Source organism: Methylobacillus draconifructus, assembly GCF_045984355.1.
GTDB classification, from domain to species: domain Bacteria; phylum Pseudomonadota; class Gammaproteobacteria; order Burkholderiales; family Methylophilaceae; genus Methylobacillus; species Methylobacillus flagellatus_A.
In genome coordinates this window covers 681,577-708,224 of sequence record NZ_JBJQII010000001.1, presented here as the reverse complement: position 1 = coordinate 708,224, position 26,648 = coordinate 681,577, and the positions used below count along the sequence as shown (strand labels likewise).

At 59.7% G+C, this 26,648-nt stretch carries 18 protein-coding genes; all 18 read left to right on the top strand.

Going from position 1 to position 26,648, the window contains the following annotated elements; translation table 11 throughout:
- Positions 1 to 114: 114 nt before the first annotated feature.
- The 18 genes from ACJSDX_RS03245 to ACJSDX_RS03160 all read left to right on the top strand — a co-directional run bounded on the left by ACJSDX_RS03245 (position 115) and on the right by ACJSDX_RS03160 (position 26,644).
- Positions 115 to 5,625, top strand: a complete 5,511-nt coding sequence (locus ACJSDX_RS03245) for a glutamate synthase-related protein (RefSeq protein WP_407993469.1) — start codon at positions 115 to 117, stop codon at positions 5,623 to 5,625.
- A 136-nt stretch (positions 5,626 to 5,761) separates the two neighbouring features.
- Entirely contained in the window at positions 5,762 to 7,441 is a 1,680-nt protein-coding gene (locus ACJSDX_RS03240) for a sulfite reductase subunit alpha (protein ID WP_407993468.1), read from the top strand.
- 347 nt (positions 7,442 to 7,788) lie between these two features.
- Complete coding sequence (locus tag ACJSDX_RS03235; RefSeq protein ID WP_407993467.1) at positions 7,789 to 8,415, top strand: hypothetical protein; 627 nt, start codon at positions 7,789 to 7,791, stop codon at positions 8,413 to 8,415.
- A complete protein-coding gene (locus ACJSDX_RS03230) occupies positions 8,416 to 9,573 on the top strand; it encodes an efflux RND transporter periplasmic adaptor subunit (protein ID WP_407993466.1) in 1,158 nt (385 codons plus the stop codon). It abuts the gene before it with no gap.
- Positions 9,570 to 11,516 (top strand): MacB family efflux pump subunit, encoded by a 1,947-nt coding sequence (locus ACJSDX_RS03225; protein WP_407993465.1) that lies wholly within the window; start codon positions 9,570 to 9,572, stop codon positions 11,514 to 11,516. Before ACJSDX_RS03230 ends, ACJSDX_RS03225 begins: the two co-directional genes overlap by 4 nt.
- A 1-nt stretch (position 11,517) precedes the next feature.
- Entirely contained in the window at positions 11,518 to 12,906 is a 1,389-nt protein-coding gene (locus ACJSDX_RS03220; protein ID WP_407993464.1) for an efflux transporter outer membrane subunit, read from the top strand.
- A 164-nt stretch (positions 12,907 to 13,070) separates the two neighbouring features.
- Positions 13,071 to 13,988, top strand: coding sequence for a tetratricopeptide repeat protein (locus tag ACJSDX_RS03215; protein WP_407993463.1), 918 nt, complete (start codon positions 13,071 to 13,073; stop codon positions 13,986 to 13,988).
- Positions 13,989 to 14,085: 97 nt separating this feature from the next.
- Positions 14,086 to 14,586: a sigma-70 family RNA polymerase sigma factor gene (locus ACJSDX_RS03210; RefSeq protein WP_407993462.1), complete on the top strand. Its 501-nt coding sequence runs from the start codon at positions 14,086 to 14,088 to the stop codon at positions 14,584 to 14,586.
- A gap of 11 nt (positions 14,587 to 14,597) precedes the next feature.
- Positions 14,598 to 15,554: a FecR domain-containing protein gene (locus ACJSDX_RS03205; RefSeq protein WP_407993461.1), complete on the top strand. Its 957-nt coding sequence runs from the start codon at positions 14,598 to 14,600 to the stop codon at positions 15,552 to 15,554.
- A 165-nt stretch (positions 15,555 to 15,719) separates the two neighbouring features.
- Positions 15,720 to 18,122 carry a TonB-dependent siderophore receptor gene (locus ACJSDX_RS03200; protein WP_407993460.1) on the top strand — a complete coding sequence of 801 codons (2,403 nt, stop codon included), beginning with the start codon at positions 15,720 to 15,722 and terminating at the stop codon, positions 18,120 to 18,122.
- Positions 18,123 to 18,149: 27 nt separating this feature from the next.
- Positions 18,150 to 19,283: a PepSY-associated TM helix domain-containing protein gene (locus ACJSDX_RS03195; protein WP_407993459.1), complete on the top strand. Its 1,134-nt coding sequence runs from the start codon at positions 18,150 to 18,152 to the stop codon at positions 19,281 to 19,283.
- Between the two features lie 29 nt (positions 19,284 to 19,312).
- A complete protein-coding gene (locus tag ACJSDX_RS03190; protein WP_309565946.1) occupies positions 19,313 to 19,486 on the top strand; it encodes a hypothetical protein in 174 nt (57 codons plus the stop codon).
- 367 nt (positions 19,487 to 19,853) lie between these two features.
- A complete protein-coding gene (locus ACJSDX_RS03185; RefSeq protein WP_407993458.1) occupies positions 19,854 to 20,504 on the top strand; it encodes an FxDxF family PEP-CTERM protein in 651 nt (216 codons plus the stop codon).
- Between the two features lie 383 nt (positions 20,505 to 20,887).
- Positions 20,888 to 21,406, top strand: a complete 519-nt coding sequence (locus tag ACJSDX_RS03180) for a sigma-70 family RNA polymerase sigma factor (RefSeq protein WP_407993457.1) — start codon at positions 20,888 to 20,890, stop codon at positions 21,404 to 21,406.
- Positions 21,403 to 22,386: a FecR family protein gene (locus ACJSDX_RS03175; RefSeq protein WP_407993456.1), complete on the top strand. Its 984-nt coding sequence runs from the start codon at positions 21,403 to 21,405 to the stop codon at positions 22,384 to 22,386. Before ACJSDX_RS03180 ends, ACJSDX_RS03175 begins: the two co-directional genes overlap by 4 nt.
- A gap of 200 nt (positions 22,387 to 22,586) precedes the next feature.
- Positions 22,587 to 25,013 (top strand): TonB-dependent siderophore receptor, encoded by a 2,427-nt coding sequence (locus ACJSDX_RS03170; RefSeq protein WP_407993455.1) that lies wholly within the window; start codon positions 22,587 to 22,589, stop codon positions 25,011 to 25,013.
- A gap of 127 nt (positions 25,014 to 25,140) precedes the next feature.
- A complete protein-coding gene (locus ACJSDX_RS03165; RefSeq protein ID WP_407993454.1) occupies positions 25,141 to 25,671 on the top strand; it encodes a sigma-70 family RNA polymerase sigma factor in 531 nt (176 codons plus the stop codon).
- Positions 25,672 to 25,675: 4 nt separating this feature from the next.
- Positions 25,676 to 26,644, top strand: coding sequence for a FecR family protein (locus tag ACJSDX_RS03160; RefSeq protein ID WP_407993453.1), 969 nt, complete (start codon positions 25,676 to 25,678; stop codon positions 26,642 to 26,644).
- Positions 26,645 to 26,648 lie beyond the last annotated feature (4 nt).

Sequence of the window (26,648 nt, the reverse complement as noted above, 5' to 3'; positions counted from 1 at the left end):
AGCCCGGCGAAAGTTGGGGTGTGTGGAATAACACACGAGCAGGACAATATACCATGCCGTGGTGCAGGTATGACAAAGCCGCATCAGATATTAATGAATTTGCTGGAGAGGTACATGAGCGCACTCAATGGTCCGCAGAGCGAGAATACTTTTGGCTTGTATGACAGTTCCCTGGAAAAGGATAACTGTGGCGTTGGCTTTATCACCCGCAAGGACGGGGTGCAAACGCATGACGTACTGGTCAAGGGGCATGAGGCTTTGTGTACGATCCCCCATCGCGGCGGCATGTCTGCCGAGGGCGTGGGCGATGGCGCTGGCGTTTCCATCGACCTCTCGCTGCCGTTTTTCCGCAGGCTGACCGGCCAGGCGCTTGAGGCCGGCCGCTTCGGCGTCGGCAATTTCTTCCTGCCAAGCGACGAAGGTGCGTATTCCCGTGCCGACGACATCATCCGTACTGCCTTGTCCGGGAAGGGTTTCGATATCTTGCTGGTGCGGGATGTGCCGGTGGACAATGAGGCCATCCGCCCTGCCGCCATCCGCTACCAGCTGCCCATCCAGCAATGGGTGTTTGCGGCCCCTGCCGATATCGACGCGCAGGAGTTCGATCGCCGCATCTACCAGGCATTGCTTGTGATCGAGGAGCAGGCTTATACGGATGCCGCCTTGAGCGGGCTCTATCCGTTATCGATGTCCGCCCATACCCAGGTGCTCAAAGGCCGGCTGAATTCCAATGAAGTGATTCCTTACTTCCATGATCTCATGGAAGAGGATCACGCCGTGCATACCATGTATTTCCACACGCGGTTCTCCACCAATACCGATCCGCACCCCAGCATGGCGCAACCGTTCCGCATGATGGCGCACAACGGCGAATTGAACACCGACCGTAAGAACCGCATTGCCGAAGCCGCATTGGCGCGGGCGCGCAATGGCAGAATTTTCCGCCCCAAGGGCCAGTCCGACAGTTCGCGCCTTGACCAGACATTGAACAGCCGCTTGATGGACGACGGCCTCGACCTGGTGACGGCTGTGGTCTCCATGATGCCTCCGGCCTGGGAAAACGATCCTACCTTGCCTGAGAGCATCAAGGCGATGTTGGAGTATTTCTCCCTCTACGAAGAGAAGAACGACGGCCCTGCCGCCTTGATTTTCGGCAACGGCAGCGTGGTCGGCGCGCGCCTGGACCGTCTGGGCTTGCGCCCGTTGCGCAGTGTCGAGACCGAGGAATATCTTTGCGTCATGTCCGAAGCCGGCCAGATCAACTTCCCGCCGGAAAGCGTATTGCGCCGCGGCCGCATCGAGGCTGGCGGCATGCTGTATTACGACCACAACGAGAAGCGTTCCCGCGGCACGCTGGAAACCCTGGAAATGCTCGCTGCCAAGCGCGATTATCCTGCCCTGCTCGAGCAGGCGCGTGCGACGCTGAAGCAGCTTCCCGCAGTGCCTGCCGAGGTGGCGGGCTCCCCGCAGCGATACCATGGCGACTTGGCGCTGTACCAGCGTTTCGTTTCCTATTACTACAACCAGGAAAGCTTCAAGTTCATGATGGACCCGATGCTGGCAACCGGGGCGGAAAAGATCTCCGCCATGGGTTACGGCAACGCCATCAATGCGCTGACCGACCATGAAGGCGGCGTGGCGCACTACTTCTCGCAACGTTTTGCGCAGGTGACCAATCCCCCGCTGGATTCCATCCGCGAAGCCGATGGGATGACCTTGCGCGTCGCGCTGGGCGCCAAGCCCAATATGAACAAAGGCAAAGGCAGGCAGATCGTGATCGACTCGCCTATCCTCAGCCACCTCGACATGCTCAAGCTGCGCGAGCAGGCGGAAACGCCGTACCGCTGCTTCGAATCGCTGTATGCGCCTGTCACCGGCGATGCGGCTGCCAATGAAAAGGCGCTGGAACAAGGCATCGATGCGCTGGCGGATGCCGTGGTGGCATTTGCGCGTGAAGAAGGCGGCATTGCCGTCATTTCAGACCGCCACGTGTCGTCCACCCAGGCCGCCATGCCGTTGCTGCTGGTGGTATCCGCCATCAACCAGCGCCTGATCGACGAAGGCTTGCGCCTGGACGTGTCTATCGTGGCTGAAAGCGGCCAGGTCGTGTCATCCCACCACGTGGCTGCCGCCTTGGGCTTTGGCGCTTCTGCCGTGTATCCGCTGGGCGTGCAGCTGCGTGCCGAGGAAAAATACGGCGCAGATGCCGACAAGGCGTTCAAGAAATACGCCAAGGCGGCGGAAAAGGCGCTCATGAAGACCATGGGCAAGGTCGGCCTGTGTACCGTCGAGAGCTACATCGGCGGCGAATTCTTCGAGCCCAATTTCCTCAATACCAATGACCCGGTATTGCGCAAATACTTCCCCAACCTGAAGACGCCGGTTGGCGGCGCCGATTTTGCCGCGATCGCGAAAATGGTCGTCGACTGGCACCAGGAAGCGCAAACGGTCACCGATGAAAACAGCGTGCCGTTGCTGGGCCTGTTCAAGGAGCGCTCCGAGGGCGCCGGCCATTCTTTCGGCACCATTGCCGTACGCGGTTTCGTCGAGATGACGGAAGAAAAGATCCACTTCGACAAGCAAGAAAAGCGTGCGGAAGACGAATTCCTGCGTCTGATGACCTTGTCCAAGCTCGAGGATGCGTTCTCCTTCAAGAAGGGCGAGGCGTTCAGCGGCAGCTTCGACCGCCTGAGCGCCGACGAGATCGACAACTTCGGCGTGACCCAAAGCTATCGCAGCTTCTCGCACATGATGGCGGAAGAGCGCGCCAAGCGACCGTCCGCCCTGCGCGACGTGCTGGAGTTCCCGGCGGACCTGAGCGGCCTGAAGACCTCGGACGAGTTCCGCGCGGTATTGGCCCGCTACGCCATCGTGGGCAACAACAGCATTGCCGTACGCGGCCTCGAAGCGCAGGAATTGGGCAATGACCGCTTCAGCCTGCAGTTGACCGGCCCGCTGGCCGGGGATATCTCGCGCTTGTCCACCCTGGGCCAAGCCCTGGTGGCGCATTTCGGCAAGGCCATCAGCGGACACTGGCTGGAAAGCGGCGTGCTGACCGTCGAGGCGACCGGCAAGGCCGCGGACTACTTCAGGCTGCTGCGTGTCGCGCCTGCCAGCGTGCCGCTGGCCGAGGTGCAGCCCGCCAGTGAAATCACCCGCAGCTTCGCCTCCGGCGCAATGAGCCACGGCGCGTTGGTGGCGCCCGCGCATGAGGCGGTAGCGCACGGCACCAACATGGTGGGCGGCATGTCCAATTCCGGCGAAGGCGGCGAACATATTTCCCGCTACGGGACTATCCGTGCTTCGCGCATCAAACAGCTCGCGTCCGGCCGTTTCGGCGTCTGGGCGGGCTATCTCGCCGACCCGATGCTGGAAGAACTGGAAATCAAGATTGGCCAGGGCGCGAAGCCGGGCGAAGGCGGCCAGTTGCCCGCGCCCAAGGTGACGGTGGAAATCGCGGCCGCGCGAGGCGGCACGCCGGGCGTGGAGCTGGTTTCTCCTCCTCCGCACCACGATACCTATTCGATCGAAGATCTGGCGCAGCTGATCCATGACTGCAAGGCGGCGCGCGTGCGCGTGATCGTCAAGCTGGTGTCCTCCGAGGGCATCGGCACGATCGCCGTGGGCGTGGCCAAGGCAGGCGCCGACGTCATCAATGTCGCCGGCAATACCGGCGGCACCGGCGCGGCGGCCGTGACCAGTCTGAAATATACCGGCCGCGCTGCCGAAATCGGCATTGCCGAGGTGCACCAGGCGTTGTGCGCCAACGGCTTGCGCGAAAAGGTGATCCTGCGTTGCTCCGGCGCGCACCAGACCGCGAGCGACGTGGTGAAGTCCGCCATGCTGGGCGGCGACAGCTTCGAGTTCGGCACCACTGCCCTCATGATGCTGAAGTGCGTGATGGCGAAGAACTGCAACGTCAAGTGCCCTGCCGGCCTCACTACCAATGCCGAAGTGTTCGACGGCGATCCGCGCGCATTGGCGCAATACCTGATCAACGTGGCGCATGAAACCCGCGAGATTCTTGCCGCGATCGGCCTGCGCTCGTTGCGCGAGGCGCGTGGTCGCAGCGACCTGCTGCAACTGCTGGATCATCCTGCCAGCGTCGGCCAGCTCGACCTGCGTGCGATGCTGACCGTGGTGCCTGAAGTCAAGATCGAAAACCCTGTCTATATGGAGAAGGATTTCGCCCTCGACGACGCCTTCATCGACGTGCTGCGCCAGGCGCTCGTCGCTGACAAGCAGCTCGAAGTCCAGCTTGGAGAAGGCCGCAGGCTGAACAATTGCAACAAGACCGTGGGCGGACAGCTTGCGATCGATATCGAGCGCTTGCTCAACCATGAGCTGACGGCGGAAGAAGCGTTGCGCCTGCCAGCCGTGATTGCCGACAAGCGCGGCCGCCGCTTCCTCAAGCCGGAGACCGTCAAGATCACTACCAGCGGTTCCGCTGGCCAGTCCTATGGCGCTTTCTGCAACGACGGCATGGTGCTGCGTCATAGCGGCACCTGCAACGACGGCGTAGGCAAGGGCCAAGCTGGCGGCGTTATCATCGTGACTTCCCCGGGCGGCGGCTCCGAGCAGGCCGGCGGCAACGTGCTGGTGGGCAACTTCGCGCTGTTCGGCGCAACCGGTGGCCGCCTGTTTGTCGAAGGCCAGGCCGGCGACCGTTTTGCCGTACGTAACTCCGGCACGACTGCCGTGGTGGAAGGCGTGGGCGACTTTGCCTGCGAATACATGACCAACGGCGCAGTGCTCAACCTTGGCGCGTTCGGCAAGGGCTTCGGCAACGGCATGAGCGGCGGCTTCGCCTACCAGTACGATCCCTACGGCGAGCTGTCGGGCAAGGTGGCTGCGGATTCCGTATTGCTGGGCAATATCACCGACGATACCGAGATGGCGCGCGTGCACAGCCAGGCCATCCGGCAATTGCTGCAATGGCATCTTGAAGCCACCGGCTCCAAGCGCGCCGCATGGCTGCTGGAAAACTGGGAAGCCGAGCGCCAGAACTTCGTGTTCGTGATGCCGCGCGCGCTGTTGCTCTACCAGGATAGCGACGAAATCCTCAAGGCGAAGCCGCGCAAGGAGCTGCTCGAAGAGCTGTCTTCCGCGCTGGCAGCGTTCCAGGTGCGCAAGTTCAAGCTGGCTTACCGTGACGGCAAGCCGGTGGTAGGCGGCAAGGTGCCGGGCCACGGCGAGGCGGACAGCGAGGAAATGTTCGAACTGCTGAACAACTACACCGTGCTCAACATGGCGCAGCAAGTGGCCATGGCCAAGGTGCCCAATGCGCAGTCGGTGGCCGACCCCGCCGTGCAAAAGGCGGTGCGCAACCTGTTGCTGACCGAGGACTTCCTCCTGATGCAGAAACTGCAGCGCTACGCGCGCGAGGCGATTGACGGATATAGCGACCAGGAGCTTGCCGTGCTGATCGCGGACAAGCGCCTGCGGGATTACAAGTCCGCCTTGAGCCTGCGCAACATCTTCTCCATGGATAGTCCGGGCACTTACGGCTGGATCATCCACCAGAGCTTGAAGAACAGCACCCAGCTTGGCGCACTGCCCAGCTTGGAAGCCTTGTTTGCCAAGGCTTCCATGCAAGAGCTCGTGGCTACGCTTAAATCCAATTAAGACTATACTAATAGTTTGACCCCATGCCGTGCCTGGTGCACGGCATGCATTTGTTGACGACCAGATAATGAAGATTCCTTACATTCCTGAAGATTCACCATTCAATCAAGACCAGAAGGCTTGGCTTGCAGGCTTCATGGCAGGCCTGCAGACCAGGCTGCTCAATACCGATAGCGGCAGCGGGCGCGGCAAGCCGCCGATTTATATTCTCTACGGGTCGCAAACCGGCAATGCGGAAGGCCTGGCCGCCACAGCTGCCAGTGCGGCCAAGCAGCACGGCCTGGAGCCTGTCGTGAAGGCGCTGGACGAAGTCGAGCTGGAAGAGCTCGGCGCCATGCGCCGGGTATTGATCGTCACCTCCACCTACGGCGAAGGCGAAATGCCCGACAACGCCCAGTTGTTCTGGGAAGCGTTGTCATCCGAACATGCCGAGCGGCTTGAGGAGATGAGCTTCGGCGTGCTGGCGATTGGCGATACCGGTTACGACGGTTTCTGCGAGGCCGGCAAGAACCTGGACACCCGCCTGGAGCAGCTGGGCGCCAAGCGCCTGCTGGCGCGAGTGGACTGCGACGTGGATTATGAAGAGCCGGCGAATGCCTGGATCGAGGCCGCCCTGCCCTTGTTCGCGGAAGTGGAAGGCGGCCCGGACGAAGCCGCTGCAGCCCCTGCCGCTGCCGACACTCCCGCTCCCGCGGCATCCGCCTATAACCGCAAGAATCCATATGCCTCCACATTGGCAGTGAACCGCCGCCTCTCGGGCCAGGGTTCAGGCAAGGAAATCCGCCATTACGAATTCGACCTCGGCGACAGCGGCATTCATTACGAGGCTGGCGATGCGCTCAACGTGGTGCCGGAAAACAATCCCGAGCTCGTGAGCCTGATCCTGGAACGCCTGAACGCCAAGGCGGATGCCGCGGTCGCCAAGCACGACCAGCCGCTGGCCGAATTGCTCACGCGCGGCTTCGAGATATCCACGCCGTCGCGCGAACTGATCGCGGCGGTCGAGCAGCGCGCCGGCAACGCAGACTTGAGCCGTCTCGTGCAAAGCGGCGACAAGGCGGCGCTGGAAAACTGGCTCTGGGGCAAGGATATCCTCGACCTGCTGCAGCTTAACCCGTCGTTGAGCCTGAGCGTGGACGAATTCGTCAGCCTGCTCAAACCGTTGCAGCATCGCGCCTACTCGATTTCTTCCAGCTCGCTGGCGAACCCCGAGCGCATCCACCTCACCGTCGCGAGCGTGCGGTATGTTTCCGGGGGCAGGCCTCGTGGCGGCGTATGCTCCACCTATTTGGCTGATCGCGTGCCGGAAGGCGGCCAGGCCGGCATCTTCCTCACCACCAACAAGTCCTTCCGTGTGCCGGCAGACAAGAATGCCCCCGTGATCATGGTGGGCCCGGGCACCGGCATCGCGCCTTTCCGTGCTTTCCTGCAAGAGCGCCGTGCGTCTGAAGCACCAGGCAAGAACTGGCTGTTCTTTGGCGACCAGACCCGCGCCAGCGACTTCATCTATGAAGACGAGCTCACCGCCATGATGAAGGACGGCGTGCTCAACCGCCTCGACCTTGCCTTCTCGCGCGACCAAGCCGAGAAGATATACGTGCAGACCCGCATGAGGGAAAACGGCAAGGAGCTGTATGCCTGGCTGCAGGACGGCGGTCATTTCTATGTCTGCGGCGATGCCAGCCGCATGGCCAAGGATGTGGATCAGGCATTGCACGACGTGGTCGCCGAGCATGGCGGCCTGGATGCAGAAGGGGCGACGGCCTATGTCAACCAGCTCAAGCGCGAGAAGCGTTACTTGCGAGACGTCTACTAAAACATTGGACTACACATAACTACAGGATATTGTTATGAAGTTTCAATGCATTGAATTCTCGTGGCGTGCAGCGTTCATTGGGTTTTACATGACCCCAGAGCATGATAAGGCCTGGGTGACTGTGTTGCCGTTTTTTCCGCTCTATTTCAAGCGTATGCCGGCTTGAATATATATCGCTATTGTATTTAATACGGGGCCTTGGTGCCCCGTTTTTTATGGCTTCTCAATATGCGACGCCTGCCTATTTTATGAAATTTTCTGTGCAGGGGTGTCCTTTTTTCATTCTCGCGTGTCATTACTAGTGAGAGCGCAATTTTTACTTACGCTATAACGAGAATGGAAAACACATGAGAACACGACAATCCTTGGCTGCCCGCTGGGCCATTGCCGCAATGGCATTGCTTGCGAGCTTCAGCGCCGCTGCAAACTACCTCTGGCTGGAACCGGATGAAGGCGGCGCGAAAGCCTACCTGGGGCTTTACGAGTCCGCGCGGCTCGATCCTGCCGGCTTAAGCGCAGTTCGGGGGCTGCTGGCCGATGGCAAGGAGCTGGCAACCAAGGTCGAGGCCGACCATGTGCAGGTGACGGCACCGGCCGGCGGCGATATCCGGCTGACAGCGCAAGCGGTGGGCCAGGACAAGGTGCTGCATTTCTACCAGGCAAAGTTCGGGCGCGGTGAAACCAAGGCCGTGAACGACCTCGAACTGGTGCCGACCGAGGCCGGCGGCAATACCTTCAAACTGGTATGGAAGGGAAACGCGGTCGCGGCCTCGCAGGTCAACGTGAGCACCAGCGAGGGCTGGATTCGCACCTTGAAGCCGTCGGAAGACGGCACCGTGACGCTCACCACCCCGTTTTCTGGCATCTATATCCTCGAAGTCACCGCGCGCGTCAACGGCAGCATGACCTACCAGGGTACCAAGTACGACGATGTACGGCATACTGCGACATTGAGTTTCGAGGTCAAGCGCTAGATGAGGCGGGGGAAGATTGCACTGCTGGCCACCGTGCTGGCAGTGGTTGGCGCAGCTTGGCTTGCACGCGGCCAGGACCCGGCTGACGCTTTCGAGATCGAGCTGGTCAAGCGCGGGGATATCGAGCACAACGTCACCGCCATCGGCACTTTGCAGCCGCTCAGCTATGTCGATGTCGGCGCACAGGTTTCCGGCCAGATACTGGCCTTGCATGTGGAGCCTGGCGATACGGTCCAGAAAGGCCAGTTGCTGGCCGAGATCGACCCGCGGGTGCCCCAGGCGACCGTCGATGCCGGTCGCGCCGCATTGGCGGGTTTGCAGGCCCAGTTGCAGGAGCAGGAGGCGCAATACGTGCTGGCCAGCCAGCAGCATGAGCGCCAGCAGCAGATGCAGGCGGACGGCTCGACACGTACCGAGGAGGTGCAGCAGGCGCAAGCCGCCCTGAAAACCGCGGCGGCGAGGATCAACAACCTCAAGGCGCAGATAGACCAGACCCAATCGACCCTGCAGGGGAATGAAGCCCTGCTCGGCTTCACCAAGATTTATGCGCCCATGTCCGGCACGGTGGTCTCGATCGAGGCCAAGACCGGGCAGACCCTGAATGCCACCTACCAGACCCCCACCTTGCTGCGGATCGCCGACCTCTCCACCATGACCGTATGGACGGACGTTTCCGAGGCCGACGTGCGGCATGTGAAACCCGGCATGCAGGTCTATTTCAAGACCTTGGGCGGGGACGAGCGCCGCTGGAGCAGCACGGTGCGCCAGGTGCTGCCGGCGCCGCCCAAACCCGAAGGCGCGAGCGCTACCGCCACGCAAACGCCGAGCAGCAACAAAGTCGTGCTCTATACCGTGCTGTTCGATGTCGACAACAGCGATGGCGAGCTGATGCCGCAGATGACCGCGCAAACCTCCTTCGTCGTGGCAGCGGCCAACCGGATACTCACCGTGCCGATCATGGCGCTCACTGAAGTCGATGCCAAAGCGGGCAAGTACAAGGTGCGCGTATTGCAGGATGGCAAGGTGGTATGGCATGAAGTGACGACAGGCGTGCGCACGCGCTTGCGCGCCGAAGTGTTGTCCGGCCTTTCGGAAGACGAGCGGTTGATCACGGCGGACAAGACGCCCAAGCCCAGCCCCTGGAGATTCCAGTTTTGAGTGACCGCCAGCCCCTGATCTCGCTGGTGGATATCCGCAAGCACTATGGCGGCGGGGACAAGCCCCGGGTGGATATCCTGCACGGCATTTCACTGGATATCCATGCCGGCGAATTCGTGGCGATCGTCGGCGCTTCCGGCTCGGGCAAGTCCACCCTCATGAATATCCTGGGCTGCCTGGATAAGCCGAGCTCGGGCCAGTATCGTTTTTCCGGGCGCAATGTGGCGGAGATGGACGTCGACGAGCTGGCGTGGCTGCGCCGCGAAGCGTTTGGCTTCGTCTTCCAGGGCTATCACCTGATCGCGACCGAGACCGCGCAGGAAAACGTGGAAATCCCGGCGCTCTACGCCGGCATGCCCGAGCACGAACGTGCGGCGCGTGCCCGGGCATTGCTAGATAGGCTCGGGCTGGCCGAGCGGCTGCACTATCGTCCCAAGCAATTATCGGGCGGCCAGCAGCAGCGCGTGTCGATCGCGCGCGCGCTCATGAACGGCGGCCGCATCATCCTGGCCGATGAGCCGACCGGCGCGCTCGATTCGCGCAGCGGCGAGGAAGTCATGCGCCTGCTCAACGAGCTGGCCGATGCGGGCCATACCATCATCCTCATTACCCATGACCGCGACGTGGCGGCCAATGCGCGGCGCGTGATCGAAATCCGCGACGGCCATGTCATCAGCGATACCGGCTCCGTGCAACGCGTTGCCGGCGATGCGGCGCCTGAGTTCACGCTGGAAGCCGATGCGGGACAGGTGCAGTGGCGCGGCGATTTCCTTGAGGCATGCCGGGCGGCCTGGCGCGTCATGTGGGTCAACCGCTTCCGCACTGCGCTGACCCTGCTCGGCATCATCATCGGCGTGGCCTCGGTGATCGTGATGATGGCGGTGGGCATGGGCACCAAGGAGCGCGTGCTGGCGGAGTTGGGCGCCTTCGGCACCAATCATATCTACGTCAATCCCAAACGTGAAAGTTCGCGCGTGCCGGGCCGCGGCATCAGTGCGGGCGACCTGGAGGCCATCGGGGAGCTGCCGCATATCACTTATGTGCTGCCCAACCTCTCCGGCAGCAAGGTCGTGCGCTACGGCAACGAGGATGTGCAGACCCGCATCAAGGGCTCGGGCGCGGCCATGTCGCGCATGTTGAACTGGCCGGTGGTCAATGGTTCTTTCTTCACTGAAGAGGATGACCAGCGCATGGCGACGGTGGCCGTCATCGGCCCGCGCCTGGCGCAGAACCTGATGCCGGACGTGGAAAACCCGGTGGGCGAAACCATCCTGATCGGCAACGTGCCGTTCCAGGTGATCGGGGTGCTGGTTTCAAAAGGCGCCGTGACGGGCGACCAGAGCGATGACGACCTGGTGGTCATCCCTTATTCCACTGCCAGCACGCGGGTGTTCGGTGAGCGCGATCCCTCCTATGTTACGCTGGAAGTCGGTGACATGAGACAAGTGGATGCTGCGGCAAAAGCCGTCGATGAAGTCCTGTTTTCGCGTCACAGGGTTCGGGATTATGGCCTGGAGAATGCGGCGGCCTGGATTGCGGCCCAGGCCAAGACCCAGGACAGCATGAGTATGATGTTGGCCCTGATTGCCATTGTTTCGCTAGGCGTTGGCGGCATAGGCGTGATGAACGTCATGCTGATGACGGTGCGGGAGCGCACGCGCGAGATCGGCATCCGCATGGCGACCGGCGCGCGCCAGCGCGACATCCTGCAGCAATTCCTCACCGAGGCGGTGCTGGTCACCACGGTCGGCGGGGTGACCGGCGTGGTATCCGGCCTGGCGATAGGCGTCGTGCTGGTGTTCTGGGGCATGCCCGTGATCTTTTCCCTGAGCGCCATCATCGGCGCTTTCTTCTGTTCCGTGATTACCGGATTGGTCTTTGGTTTCATGCCTGCGCGCCAGGCCGCCAAGCTTGACCCGGTGGTCGCCCTTGCCAGTGAGTGACATGAAAGTCCTGCGTTTATTCCTGCTGTTGCTATTGCCTGCCTGCACCAACGTCAAACCGCCGCAATTGCAGGCCGAGGACGGCCTGCGCAACCTGCCTTCGCAGTGGCGCAATAGCGCGCCCGCTACTGCACTTGAAGCGGCCCAAGCGCGGGATGGCGATTGGTGGCAGTCATTCGGCAGCAGTGCGCTGGCGGGCATGGTGCAGCAGGCGCAACTGGACAGCTACGATATTGCCGCTGCCATTGCGCGTGTCGAGCAGGCACAGCACCTAGCCGTGGTTGCTGGGGCACCCCTGCTGCCGGAAGTTTCCGCCGCCGGCAATATCGGCCGCCAGCAGCGGCTGGGAGGAAGCAGCGATGCCAACCGCCTGAGCACCTATTCCGCAGGTTTGCTCGCGAGTTATGAAATCGATTTCTGGGGCAAGAACCGCGCCGCCTACCAGGGAGCGTTGAGCAATCTCCGCGCTACCGAGTTCGATCGCGACAGCATGCGGGTGACTCTGGGCGCCAATGTCGCCATGACCTGGGTGGAGGCAGTCGGCCTGGCCGAAAGAGTCGGCATAGCCAGGAGCAACCTGGAGAACGCCGAGCGTGTATTGGCCCTGGTCGAGTCGCGCTACCGCGCCGGGGCCGCTACCGCGATCGAGCAGGCCCAGCAGCAGGGTCTGGTGGCAAGCCAGCGCCGCACCGTGGCCTTGCTGCGGCAACAGCAAGGCAATGCTGAAGCCGCCCTGGCAACACTGGCCTCAAGGCCGGTGGGAGAGTTGCAGCTCATGGAGAACAGCGTGCGCCAATTGCAGCTGCCGATAGCCGATTCGGGCGTGCCTTCTGAATTGCTTGTCCGTCGGCCGGACATTGCCTTGGCCGAGGCCAGGCTGCTTGCCGCCGATGCCGATATCCAGGTGGCGCGGGCTGCCATGTTGCCCAGCATCAGCTTGACAGGCGGGTTTTCCAGCAATAGTGAGCACTTGCGCGACTTCTTCGATGCGCCTTTATACAACTTGGCAGCCGGGTTGAAGGCGCCAATCTTCAACGCCGGCCGCCTTGCTGCGCAACGCGACTATGCGATCGCGCGCCGCAAGGAACTATTGGCGAATTACCGCCAAGCCATCATTGCCGCATTGGGCGATGTCGAGGCGGCGCTCAACCGGATTGACGGGCTGGAGCAGCAAGCCATTGCGCAAACCCTGGCGCTGGAGAATGCCGAACGCGCTTTTGCCCTGGCCCAGTCGCGCTACCAGGCGGGCGCGGAAACCATGCTGACCATGCTCGATACGCAACGCACCCTGTTCACGGCACAGGATCTGGACCTGCAGTTGCGTCAGCAACGACTGCAAGCAGCTGTCGATCTTTATCGCGCCTTGGGCGGGGGCTGGCAACGCCCCTAGCAAGCAGAGGGCGTGCGTTTTGCAGCCATATCCTCGGGCTTGTCCCGTCAGTATGCTCGCCGCGGTTCAAATCCTCGCCGTGTCTAATTGACCGCATTGGATAGAATAAATGGGCAGGATTTGGTGTATAGTCACCTCCTGATTAATTCCTGTTCTCACTCAGCATGTCTGCCAGCAGTGCCCAATCCATTACCCCTGAATACCTCAACAATATCAGTGCGGAAGAACTGAAACGCCGTCTCGCAAGCGATCCGCGCGAGGCCGTGCAATGGATACGCGCGCTGGCTGAACAAGGGGAGCCAGAGGCGCAGGCGCTGCTCGGGCAGGCTTATCTTGACGGGCATGGCATGGAGCCAGATCCCAGGCAGGCGAGGATCTGGTTCCGCAAGGCGGCGGAAGCGGGCCACCTGCTCGGGATGAACATGCTCGGACGCGCCTACGACCAAGGCTGGGGCGGCCCGGTGGATCATGCCTGCGCGGCATACTGGTTCCGCATGTCGGCCAACCAGGGGCTGGATTGGGGCATGTACAACTATGCCAACCTGTTGCTGCATGGCTTGGGCGTGGAGAAAAATGAGCAGCAGGCATTCGACTGGTATCACAAGGCCGCCGAATTAGGGCACGCCAAGTCGCTGGGCGTGGTCGGCAGGTTCTTCGAGGAGGGCTGGCTGGGAGAGCAGGACCAGGAAAAAGCCTTCGACTATTACCGCCGTTCTGCCGAGGCAGGGGATTTCCGCGGGCAATACAACTATGCCCTGATGTTGTCGGAGCGTGGCCAAGCGGAGGGCGCGCGCCATTGGATGCGCGAAGCGCTGGTCAATGCGCACCTGGCATTTTCCCGCACCATGGCGGCCAACTTGCTCAAGCACCCTCACCCGGCTTTACGCCAAGTGGGCATTGAAGCCCTGCACAAATGCGCGCAGCAGGGCGACGGGCATGATGCTTATGCCTACGCCAGGTTCCTGTTGGGCCAGGGGGATACCGCCAGCCTCTCCGTGGGTCGCTGGTGGCTGCGCTGCGCGGCACGCCGGGGCCATGTGCAGGCGCAAGGGGAAGCTTCCCTTCACATCAGCCTGAGCTGAACATCCTGGCTGGCATTGATTGCCATCTCCCCATAATTAGCTAATAATAAGAATGATTTTTCTTTAATTCCGGCCGGTGTCCAGCCACCGCGTTACTGTGTCCGCTAAGAATCCCATCATCTCCAACCTAGTGCATCAGCTTTATAGCAGCCATCATGGCTGGCTTTATGCCTGGCTGCGCAAGAAGCTGGGTTGCCAGCATATTGCGGCCGATCTGGCACACGACACTTTTGTCCGCCTGATGGTGGCCGGCAAGGCTCCTTTGCCAGAGCAGTCGCGCGCCTATCTCACCCAGATCGCCAAGGGCTTGGTGGTTGATCTCTACCGCCGCCGTCGCCTGGAGCTGGCTTATCAGGAATGGCTGCTGCAATTGCCGTTGGTGGACGCCCCCTCGCCGGAAGACCAGGCGATTGTCCTGCAGAGCCTAATCCAGCTGGACCAAGTGCTGGATCAATTGCCGCGCAAGGTTCGCCAAGCGTTCCTGCTGTCGCGTTTTGACGGCTTCACCTATAGCGAAATTGCCGTCCAGCTCGGGGTGTCGGTTGCAGCGGTGCGCAAGTATATGCTCAAGGCCGCGCAAGCCTGCATGGGGTTGTGATGGAGCACGGGATGGCCGCTAAGCCAATGCCTGAACATGAAGCGCGGCTGCGACAACAAGCGCTGGAATGGCAGGTGGCCTTATGGTCAGGGGAAGTGACAGCCGAGCAGCGGTCCGATTTCGACAAGTGGCTGGCGGCCAGCGACTCGCATCGGCAAGCATGGAGCGAAATAGCGGCCATAGAGCGAAAACTGCAATTGATCCCCGCCCAGGCAGCTGAGTTGCTGAAAGACAAACCCGATGCGGAGAAGCGCCGCCGGTTACTGCAGCTGCTGGGCCTGGCGGCGACAGGCGGTACGGTGCCCATCGTGCGTAACAGCGATGCGTGGCAGGCCTGGGTTGCAGACCATCACACGCACACTGGAGAGCAGCAGCAGCTTGCCCTTTCGGATGGCAGCCAGTTGTTCCTTAATACCTCGACGGCGGTCGATATCGAATTCAATTCCCGCGAACGGCGGCTGGTACTGCACCATGGCGAGATGTACGTCAGGACTGCGGCAGACGCCGAGCAGCCTGTGCGCCCTTTCCTGATACAAACTCGCCATGGCGTTGCCCAGGCGCTTGGCACCAAGTTCAATGTGCGCCTGAAGCAGGAAGAAACACGGGTTTCGGTACACGAAGGCACGGTGCAAATCCAGCCGCGTCTAGGGGCTGGCCATAGGCTGGAGCACGGTTTCCAGGCTGGATTTTCCGCCCACGGGTTCACAGCAGCCACGCCCAATGGCAATGAGCTTGCCTGGCTAGAGGGCAAGCTGGTGGCGGAACGTATGCGGCTAGGGGACTTCCTGGACGAGTTGGGCCGTTATCGCCAAGGCATGATCCATTACGATGCCAAGGCGGCCGAGATGGTGGTTTCCGGTGTATTTCCCTTGCCTGATACAGACAGGATACTGGAATCGCTATTGCAGGCATTGCCTTTGCGCGTCAGTTATTTCTCGCGGTATTGGGTGTCGGTACATGGCTTGTGATTGGCAGGGATTCGAACTAGGGTAAAAAAATCTGAGGCAAGCGTAGCACTTTTATTTTTTCGTCCGGGATAGCAGTGAACACTTCTATTTCTGAACGAAGGAATTATCAATATGCTGAAGCACGCCAATCCATCGGACCGGTTACAAGTCGCTGATGTTTTTCGCATGAGCAGGCTTGCCGGCCTGTTGTTGCTCTCCGGCTTGGCCAGTATGGTATTGATGCCGGTCGCCCACGCCGAAACTGCACAAGCGGGCCATGTCGCCAGGTCATTCGATATCCCCGCAGGGCCCTTGGACCAGGTGCTCAATGCCTATGCCAGGGAAACCGGGATATTGCTGGTGATCGACGGCAAGCTGACTGAGGGCAAGCAAAGCCGTGGCCTGAGCGGCGCATACGATTTGCGGCAAGGCCTGGATACGATTCTGACCGGCAGCGGGCTACAGGCGGTGGTGCAGGATAATGGCAGCTACAAGCTGCAGAAGGCGCTGCAAGCTACCCGGGCAGCAGGTGATGCAACGGCGACATTGCCCGAGGTCGCCGTATCGGCCAGCGCCGAGAAAACAGGAGATTTGAGCCAGGAGTATCCCGGCCTTCAGGTGGCGCGCGGTGGACGTGCGGGCTTGCTGGGGCAACGCGACTTCATGGATCTGCCTTTCAACGCAACCAACTATACGTCGGATGTGATTGCAAACCAGCAGGCGCGCAGCATCGGCGACCTTCTGCAGAACGACCCGTCGGTAAGGCAGGCCAGTGCACGCACCAACCTGAATGAGGATTTCTCCATTCGAGGCTTTACCGTCTCCAGTCAGGATATTGCCTTCAACGGCATGTATGGATTGATGCCTTTCTATCGTGTGCCGGTGGAAATGGCGGAACGCGTCGAGGTGCTGAAAGGCCCTAGCGCCCTGCTCAACGGCATGCCGCCGAGCGGTAACGTGGGCGGCAGCATCAATGTAGTGCCCAAACGCGCTGCCGACCAGCCCCTCACGAGGTTCACCGCGAGCTATATGTCGGATTCCGTGTACGGCGGCCATGCCGACCTCGGACGCCGTTTCGGCGAGAACAACGAGTTCGGCGTCCGCCTCAATGGCGCGTATCGCAAGGGCGACATGCGCATAGACCGCCAGGATGTTGAAGAGACTGTAGGCAGTTTGGCGCTGGATTACCGTGGCGAACGGTTGCGTTTGTCTGCTGATGTCATGTACCAGCAGGAGAATCTGGGCGTAGTAGTCAGGCAATTCATGGTGGGAACCAGCCTGACCAAGATGCCAAGTGCGCCTGATAACAAGCTGAATTATCCCGGTTATGGATATTCCAAGATGAAGGACAGCACCGTGGTATTGCGCAGCGAGTACGACATCAATGACCAAGCCACCGTGTATGCGGGGTTTGGTTATCGCAAGAGCCGCATGGACGCATTGGCAGGGAATCCCACGTTGGACAATGCGGATGGAACTTTCAGTTCTGCCCCTGCTTTACAACTCTATGATGTGAGTTCAAGGTCGGCAGAGATCGGGGGCAGGTTCGAGTTTTCGACGGGGCCTGTCAAGCACCAGATAAGCGCAGGCGTGACGCGCGTGACGCAAAATGCCGACATACATTTTGTCGGCGTGGGGCTATCGGAAACCAATAACATCTATTCCTCGGTGTATGGTAATACGCCGAGTACCAGCGGTTTCCGTGGCAAGACGCTGAAATATACCACCATGGAACTGACCAGCTATGCCCTGGCCGACACCTTGTCCTTCATGGACGGCCGTTTGCAATTGACTCTAGGTGCGCGGCACCAGAATGTGGAGCAGCAGAATTATGCGATAGGCACAGGCCAGAAATCCGGTGCCGGGTACGATAAAAATGCCGTGACACCCGTAGCCGGCATCGTGTTCAAGCCTGTGGACCATGTCGCCTTGTATGCCAACTACATTGAAGGCCTGAGCCAGGGGCAAGTGGCACAGCCGCCGGCAAGCAATGCCGGGCAGATGTTTTCCCCTTACAAAACCAAGCAGAAGGAAGCTGGTGTGAAGGTGGATTGGGGCAGGATTGCCACTACGCTCAGCCTGTTTGAGATTGAGCGCCCCAGTGCGATCACCACCGGCAACGTATATCGCGTGAGCGGTGAACAGCGTAACCGGGGCATCGAACTCAATGTTTTTGGCGAAGTTGCTTCCGGCGTGCGGCTGTTGGGCGGCGGTGCCTATAGCCAAGGCAAGCTGGTCAAGACGGAAGGTGATGCGTTCAATGGCAATATCGCGATCGGGGTGCCGGACTGGCAGGTCAGCCTGGGCAGCGAGTGGGATCCCGCATTCGCCCAGGGGCTGACATTGACGGCCAGGGTCATCCATACCAGCAAGCAGTACGTGAACGAGGCGAATACTTTATCGATCCCCAGCGCGACCCGTTTCGATATCGGTGCGCGATACCAAGCTGTCCTCAACGATACGCCGGTGACGTTGCGGGCGAATATCGAGAACCTGTTCGACCGGGATTTCTGGAACACCTCCAACGAGGGTTACATTTACCTTGGCACGCCTCGCACTGTGCTATTGTCTGCTACCGTCGATTTCTAGCAGGATAATCTGGGCAAAAGGAACAGGATGAGCATCAGAAAGTGGTATCTCGTACATAAATGGACCAGCCTGGTATGCACGGCATTTTTGCTGATGCTGTGCATTACCGGGCTGCCATTGATATTCCATGAGGAGATCGAGCACTTTTCCGGCGTGGTGGAGGCTCCGCCCATGCCTGAGGATACGCCCTATGCCAGCCTGGACAAGGTGGCGGAGGCTGCGCACAAGCAGCGCCCGGGCGACGTCATCCGCTTCATGTTCTGGGAGCAGGATGAGCATCCGCATGTGACATTGGTCTCGATGGCGGAATCCATGGATGCGCCGCCCGATGCCGGCAAGATCGTATTGATCGACAGCCGTACCGCCAAGATATTGGACGAGCCGCCGCCCGACCGTGGGTTCATGTATGTGATGTTCAAGCTGCACGTCGACATGTTCGCCGGCCTGCCCGGCATGCTGTTCCTCGGGTTCATGGGGCTGTTGTTCGCGGTGGCGATCGTTTCCGGCATCGTCTTGTACCACCCTTTCATGCGGCGGCTGGATTTCGGCACCATCAGGCGCGAAAAGCAGGCGCGCCTCAAATGGCTGGACATCCACAACCTGCTGGGCGTTGCCACGCTGGTTTGGGCGTTGGTGGTCGGGTTGACCGGCACCATCAATACCTTGAGCCAGATCGTGATTTTTATCTGGCAAAGTGACCAGATGGCGGAAATGACTGCACCGTACAAGGATTTGCCGGTGCCCACAACATTCGGCTCCTTGCAGGCGTCGATCGATACCGCCAAACAGGCGATTCCCGACATGCACGTGAGTTTTGTCGCCTTTCCGGGCAGCATGTTTTCCAGCCGACACCATTACACCGTGTTCATGAAGGGCAATACGCCTGTGACCTCGCGCCTGCTCAAGCCGGCGCTGGTGGATGCCCAGACCACCGAATTGACGGATGCACGCGAGATGCCCTGGTACGTGAAAACGTTGCTGCTGTCCCAGCCATTGCACTTCGGGGACTATGGCGGCTTGCCATTGAAAGTGATCTGGGCCCTGCTGGACCTGGTCACCATCGTGGTGCTCGGCAGCGGCCTCTATCTCTGGTTCAAGCGCCGCAAGCAGACGGAAAAGCGCCTGACGGAGCTGGAGCAGCACCATGCGGCCCGGGCCTAAATCATGACCGGCTTTGGGGAAACCAGGATATGAACAAGCGTTTTACCGATATATGGGGCTGGCCGATCCTGCTGGCGGTCCTCACGACGTTAGGCCTGCTGTCGGCCTTGCTGGGCGTCGGCATCTGGCATTGGCTGGCCTGGGCCAGCCTGGCGGTGCCGATTATCGTGATCTGGCATTATTGGCTACGGCCGAAGCGATGAGCTGCATATTAAGTTAAACGCCGCTTGTGCGAATGGGCAGTAAGGGCATAAAGGGAGAATCGTTTTATTAACAAAGCTCCGCGCTAATGATGATCAGCGCTTGCAGGCTGATCATAATCCACGTCATGATTCTTTATGGCGTGCCACAAAGTGTCATGCTGACCGTGCGCGGCAATCCATCGAGTCCTGCAAAATCTTCTACCCTCTGGTGCGATAAGTTTGCCATCGGGTGGAAGATATTTGGTTATATTGATTTTTGGCGTAAGCTTTAATTGACATAAACAAATGAGAAGACTTATCATTATTGTTCCTAATTAACTCACGGCAGTTACGCTCATAGTCGCTGCCACACTAAGGGGAATTCAATATGATCAAGTATCTAGTAGGTTCAGCAGCACTGGCAGTGACCATGATGGCCTCTGTCGCACAGGCGAACGACACAGCAGCGCCGTTTGTCGATGTTGCGGATTCTGCCGAGTTCAATGGCTGGAACCAGTTGTACCGTCCATTGACCGTGGATGATATCGTGGCTGGCTACAGCGCCAATGTCGCGGGTTCTGGCGATGCCGTCTTCACACGTATCGCAGGCACTGCATATCCTGCAGGTGGCGGTTTGTACGAGTACGCAGGTGCTTTCTCCACCTTCACCCTGACAGATTTCACGGTGGCAGACAGCCTGACTTCGATCGTGTTCCAAAGCCATAGCGCAGCTGGCGGCACCGGCAAGGGCCTGTATGACGTTTCCCTGAGCTACACCATTGACGGCGTCGATTACCTGGCTGCCTTGGTCGATAACAATGCTCAAGCAGATGCTTACAAGTATTTCTCCTGGGATCTGAGCAGCGTGACCGGCATTGATGCCATCAAGGTGACATTCTCCACAGAGGCGCATGCCAACTCCTTCGCATTCCAGCTCGACCAAGTGGTAGCGGCAGTTCCAGAGCCTTCCGAATATGCTCTGTTGCTGGCTGGCCTGGCTTTCGTAGGCTTTGCCGCACGTCGCAAGCAGCAAGCCTAAGCCAAAAGCTGAGGCCTGAAGTAAAAACGGCAACCTCTCGAGGTTGCCGTTTTTTTGCCTGCCTTTAAGATAAAAGCCCTGACAAGTCAGGGCGGTAGCCAGGGATAATCGCAATCTTCGGGGGGAATGGATGATATGACCAAGCTACGCGACCTATCCTAGCCTGCTTATATGATGGTTAAGTGGTACCTGCATGACGGTTTGATGACAGATGGCTATAATCCGCTAAACCCCTATTGCAAATGTTGTTGACAATGATTTTCATTTAAACCATGATAGGCATCATACATTCTTGGCACTCTAACTTTCTCCGCCAAAAATGTACTCTCACAAGGCTAGCAGTTCCTGCTGGCCTTCTTTTTATGATACTGGGTCGGCAGGTTATGGCTAACAATTCAGCATCTCGGCACCACTTGTTAGCCGAATGGTATCGCAATCACCATGGCTGGCTGGTCGGTTGGCTGAGACGCAAGCTTGAGGGCGCGGCGCAGGCCGATGATCTGGCCCAGGAGGCGTTCGTGCGCTTGTTCAAGGCGCCGCAGCTGGAGGACGTACGCGAACCCCGCGCCTTCCTCACGGTGGTGGCCAAGCGCGAACTGTACAATTTCTGGCGGCGGCGCGAGCTGGAACAGGCCTATCTCGACGCCCTGGCGCAGATGCCGGAAGAGTTCGGCCTTTCACAGGAGGAATATGCCTTGCTCAAGGAAGCCATCCTCATCATAGACCGCCAGCTTGAAGGCTTGCCAGGCAAAGTGAAGCAGGCGTTCCTGCTCAACCGCCTGGAAGGCCTGACCTATGTGGCGATCGCGAAAGAAATGAATCTCTCTGTCGCGACCATCGAGCGCTACATGAAGCAGGCCATCATGCATTGCCACCTGGCGCGTCTTGAGGGCAGGTTATGAACCAACAAGCCTTGTCCCGTGAAGCGATCGAGGCCGCCGTCGACTGGCTGGTCAAGCTGAGTTCGGGCGCCGTGAGCGACGAGGTGAATACGCAATTCCAGTCATGGCTGGATGCCGACACCCATCATCAGGCGGCATGGCAGCAGCTTGCCCAGAGCATGACAGGTTTCGAGCAGGTCCACCACCTAACGAACCGGCAGGCGGGACATGCGAATGCGGTGCGCCAGGCATTGGCAGGCCATGTCTCCGCAGAGCGCCGCCATTTTATGAAAGGCGGCGTTGCCGTCGTGGCGCTCGGCTTGGGCACGGCATATCTGACCAACCGGGTCACCCCCCTCACCCACATCACGTCGGACCATGTCACGCCTACCGGCGAACGCAAGGACATTGCCCTCGCAGATGGCACCCGGGTGCAGCTCAATGCACGCTCCGCGCTCGACATTGCTTTTTCCGAGAAGCAACGCGTGCTCACCTTGCATCAGGGCGCCTGTATCGTCGATGTGTCGCCGGACCCCTTGCGGCCTTTGCTGCTGCGCACCGTGCATGGCGTGGTTCGGGCCGGTGGCGGGTGCCGCATGCTGGCAGGAATCTCCGGCGGGCAAAGTTATGCCATGGTGCAGCAGCAATCGCTGGTGGTCGCGCCGCTGCATCACCGCGAAGCCATATTGACCTCAGGCGAAGCCATGGCGGCCTGGTTCGATCAACACGCCCTGATCTTGAAGCCGGCCAATGTGAACGCCAGCATGGCGTGGGAACAAGGCCTGCTGGATGTGCGCGACCAGAGCCTGGAAGAAGTGGTGGAGAGCCTGCGCGCCTACCATACAGGCTGGATCAGGCTTGCGCCGCGCGCTGCGGGCTTGCGCGTGTTCGGCATGTTCCAGCTGGATGACGTCGGGCAGGCCATGCATGCATTGCAGGCCATCCTGCCGGTCAGCATTCGTCGGTACGGCAACCTGCTGACCATGATCGACCTGGTTTAGAACTGCCCACAAAATTCTTCTGTCGTTGTTGCTCTGCCTTGTCGTACCACTTGTACTGCCTGCGGCAGAGCGCTAGCCGGAATCGTTTCTCTGAATTTGTTGGCAAATTCTTAGCAAATGTTCAGAAAAAATTGAGGGGTTTTCCCGGGATTGTTGGACAAGGAAATAGAAGCCTTCGATAACACTCAGGGAGCAACTCAATGCAGTCCACAGTTTTCCGGCCTTGCCTACTGGCACTGGCCATTTCCTCAATCTCCCCGCTTATGCCGGCATTCGCGGCCGAGCCAGCCTCGCAAGCCGCTGCCGTGCAGTACAACATTGTGGTGGCAAGCTTGGCGGACGTATTGAGCCAGATTGCCGCTGCCAGCGGCCAGAATATCGTCGCCGAGCCCAAGCTGGTTGAAGGCAAGCGCGGCAGTGCGGTGCGAGGAAACTACACGCCGCGCCAGGCCATAGAACAGGCGCTGGTGGGGACCGGCCTGCAAGTCTTTGCCAATGAGGCTGGCGGTTTTGTCATCCGCGCGAGCGCACAGCTCAATAGCGCAGTGCAGGAAAACGCCTTGCCGGAAGTTGCCGTGAAGGCGGCGGCCTTCGAGGCGGTAACGGAAGGCAGCGGCTCCTACACCACGCAGGCCATGAGCACAGCCACCCGCCTGCCGCTGTCCATGCGGGAGACGCCCCAGTCTGTCACGGTAGTCACGCGCCAGCGCATGGACGACCAGGGCATGCTCAATATCAACGACGTGGTCAAAAGCACGCCAGGCATTTTCCTCAGTAACGCGGATGGCCCGGGGCGTCCCAACTTCGAAGCGCGAGGGTTCGGGATCAGCAACATCATGTACGACGGGGCGCTGGTGCCATGGTCTTCCTACATTCCAAGCGCACAGGCCAACCTGGCGATGTACGACCGTGTGGAAGTGGTGCGCGGCGCGACTGGGCTCATGCAAGGGGCCGGCAATCCTTCGGCCGCGATCAACCTGGTGCGTAAAAGGCCGACCAGCGAATTTCAGGGCTCCTTGACTGCCTACGCAGGAAGCTGGGATAGCTACGGCAGTATTCTTGACATGGGCGGCGCATTGAATGAGGCGGCTTCGTTGCGCGGGCGCGTAGTGGCTTCCGTGCAGGAGGCGGGAAGTTTCCGCAACGGGCAGAGCTATGACAACCATCTTTTCTACGCAATCGGGGAAGCCGACCTATCGGAGAAAACCACGCTGACCGTGGGCGCCTATAGCCAAAAAGACGGGACAAACGGGGCCTGGTGGGGAGGACTCCCCGTCAACCCGGATGGCAGCCACGTCAAGCTCAAGCGTTCTGCAACCCTGACGAATAGCTGGGAATACCTGGACCAGGAAACCAAGAGCATTTTCGCTATTATTGAACATAACTTCAACGACGACTGGAAGCTGAAGCTCAACACGACATACATGTGGAGCCACATCGACGGCCTTGGCACCTTCATGCGCAGTACGGTGACCGGAGGCAATATCAATCGCGACCTCATGGCATGGTGCGGAGAGCAGGAAAACAAGGCATCCAGCTATGACTTGGTCGTGAACGGCAAGTATGAGGTGTTTGGGCGGCAACATGAGCTGGTGTTCGGCGCTAATCGGAACCAGTTCGACTCCAGCCCGAGAAATTACGGAACGACGTATATCGGCAGCAATACGGATATATACAACTGGAGCAGGAGCGCATTGCTCAAGCCCAACCTTCCCTACACCAGCACCGGCCATACGCGCACGAGCCAGGACGCGGCCTATGTGACGACGCGCCTCAATCTAGCCGACCAATGGAAACTGATACTGGGCGGCCGGTTGGATTGGTACGACTACGACAACTACCGTAATGCCTCGGATTACAAAGTGGTGCGCAACGTCACGCGGTATGCGGGGCTGATATACGATATCAACGACCAGCATTCGCTATATGCCAGCTTCACGGATATTTTCAGTCCGCAAAGCAGCATTGGGCGGGATGGCAACGTGATCCGCCCGATTGATGGCGAGAATTATGAACTGGGGCTCAAGGGCGAATACCTGGACGGCGCGTTGAATGCCAGCATCGCCTTGTTCCAGGTGAACCAGAAGAATCGTTCGCGCGCAGTCAGGGATGTCAGCGAATGCCAGGTAGGTACAAGTTGCGCGGAAGCCTCGGGCGAGGTGCGCAGCCGGGGCGTGGATATGGAGCTGCAAGGCGCATTGCAGCCCAATTGGCAAGTCGGGGCAGGCTATACCTATACCAACACCGAATACATCAAGGACAACACTTATGACAAGGGTGACCGTTTCAATACGATGCTGCCAGAGCACATGTTCAAGCTGACGACCATTTATCGTTTCCTCGGCGATTGGGAAAAATGGAGGGTGGGCGCTAACTTATATCGCCAAAGCCGGATGTATGCGATGGCAGAAGAATCCGGCACTGCTAATGATGTCGAGCAAAAAGCCTATACCTTGGTGGATGTGATCGTAGGCTACAAGGCCAGCAAGAACCTTGATTTCCAGCTCAATATCAACAACCTGCTGGACAAGAGCTATTACCGAGGCATTTCCAACAGTGCTCAGTGGGCCTGGGAAAGCTATGGCGAGCCCAGGAGCGCCAGGTTGACCGCCAGATATACTTTCTAACCGTTCTTCATCGTATCGACCGCTTTCCAGGCTGCACCGCCGGAAAGCGGTTTTTTTATTGCTTAACCCAGGCATAAAATAATAAAATGAGAACCATTTCCATTCATTGACTGTGGTTCCTGCTGCCATGTCTTCGGCAAACACCCCTTCCCGCACCGAGATTCTGCGTACCTTGTACCTCGACCATCAAGGCTGGCTGCAAAACTGGTTGCGGCACAAGCTGGGGTGCCATCACCAGGCGGCAGACTTGGCGCAGGAGACGTTCTGCCGCCTATTGTCGGCATCCCGCGTCGATCTTGTGGATATTAAAACGCCTCGCGCCTATCTCACCACCACCGCTACCCGCCTGCTGATCGACCAGGCCAGGCGGCAGAAGGTGGAGCAAGCCTACCTCGAAGCATTGTCGCTGGCATGCGAGGGAAGCCATTCCGTCGCGCCCGAGCAGCATCTCGAAGTCATAGAGACCCTGACCCTGATTGCCGGCATGCTGGAAAGCATGCCCGAAAAGCCGCGCCAGGCTTTCATGCTGAGCCGCCTCGAGAATCTTACCTACCTTGAAATCGGCATCGTGCTCGGGGTGTCCAGCAGCATGGTCAAGCAATACATCGCCCTCGCCATGGTGCATTGCCACAATATCGCCTATGGCACGGATGGGTGACCGCATGCGAAGCCCTGCTTCCCCCATTGCCCCCGGCATCATTGAGCAAGCCGCCAAGTGGCATGCGCAGGTGCATTCCGGCGAAGCCACCGAGGCTGAGCGCGCGGAATTCGAGCAATGGCGCCAAGCGGATGCGACACATGCGGAGGCGTATGCGCGCATGGAAAATCTATGGTCCAGCTTCGACGAGGCGCAGGATGCGCCGGGCAAGGCCGCATTGAATGCCGTGCTCAAGCCGCGCCGTGGCAAACGCATGAAGACGGCTACCAGGATACTTTCGCTGCTGGCGGTTACCGTGGCGGCCGGATTGGCATCGCAGACCCAGCCCGCCCGGGTCATGCGGGCGGATTACAACACCGGCATCGGCGAGCAACGCGTGATCCAGCTGGCGGACAGCAGCCGGATCACGCTGGATACTCATAGCGCGGTGAACGTGGATTTCAGTCACGGGCAACGCCGGATAGAACTGTTGCAAGGCAAGGTTTTCGTGGACGTGGCCAAGGACAAGCAGCGGCCTTTCATCGTCGAAACCGCCGAAGGTACGGCAAGGGCGCTGGGCACGCAATATGCCGTCAGGCGGCAGAAGAAAGCGACGCAGGTCACGGTGATCGAGTCCAGCGTCGAGGCCTGCGGCCTGCAGTCCGAGTGTGTGACCCTGCAGCCTGGCGAGTCGGCCCGCCTGCAGCGCGGTCTGGCGCTCACCAAGGCCCAGGCCGACGTCCAGGCCGAAACCGCCTGGACGCGCTTCAAGCTGGTGGCGGACGACATGCCGCTGCCGTTGTTGCTGAAGGAATTGCAGCGCTACCATCGCGGGCATCTCTACTTCAACGACGAAGCGGTTGGCAACGTCCATGTGTCTGGCGTATTCGCGCTCGACGACACAGCCCACACCCTTAAGATGCTTGCGGATACGACTCCCGTCGTCATGACGCAATACACGCCCTGGCTGACGGTCATCACGCCTATCAAATAAAAAT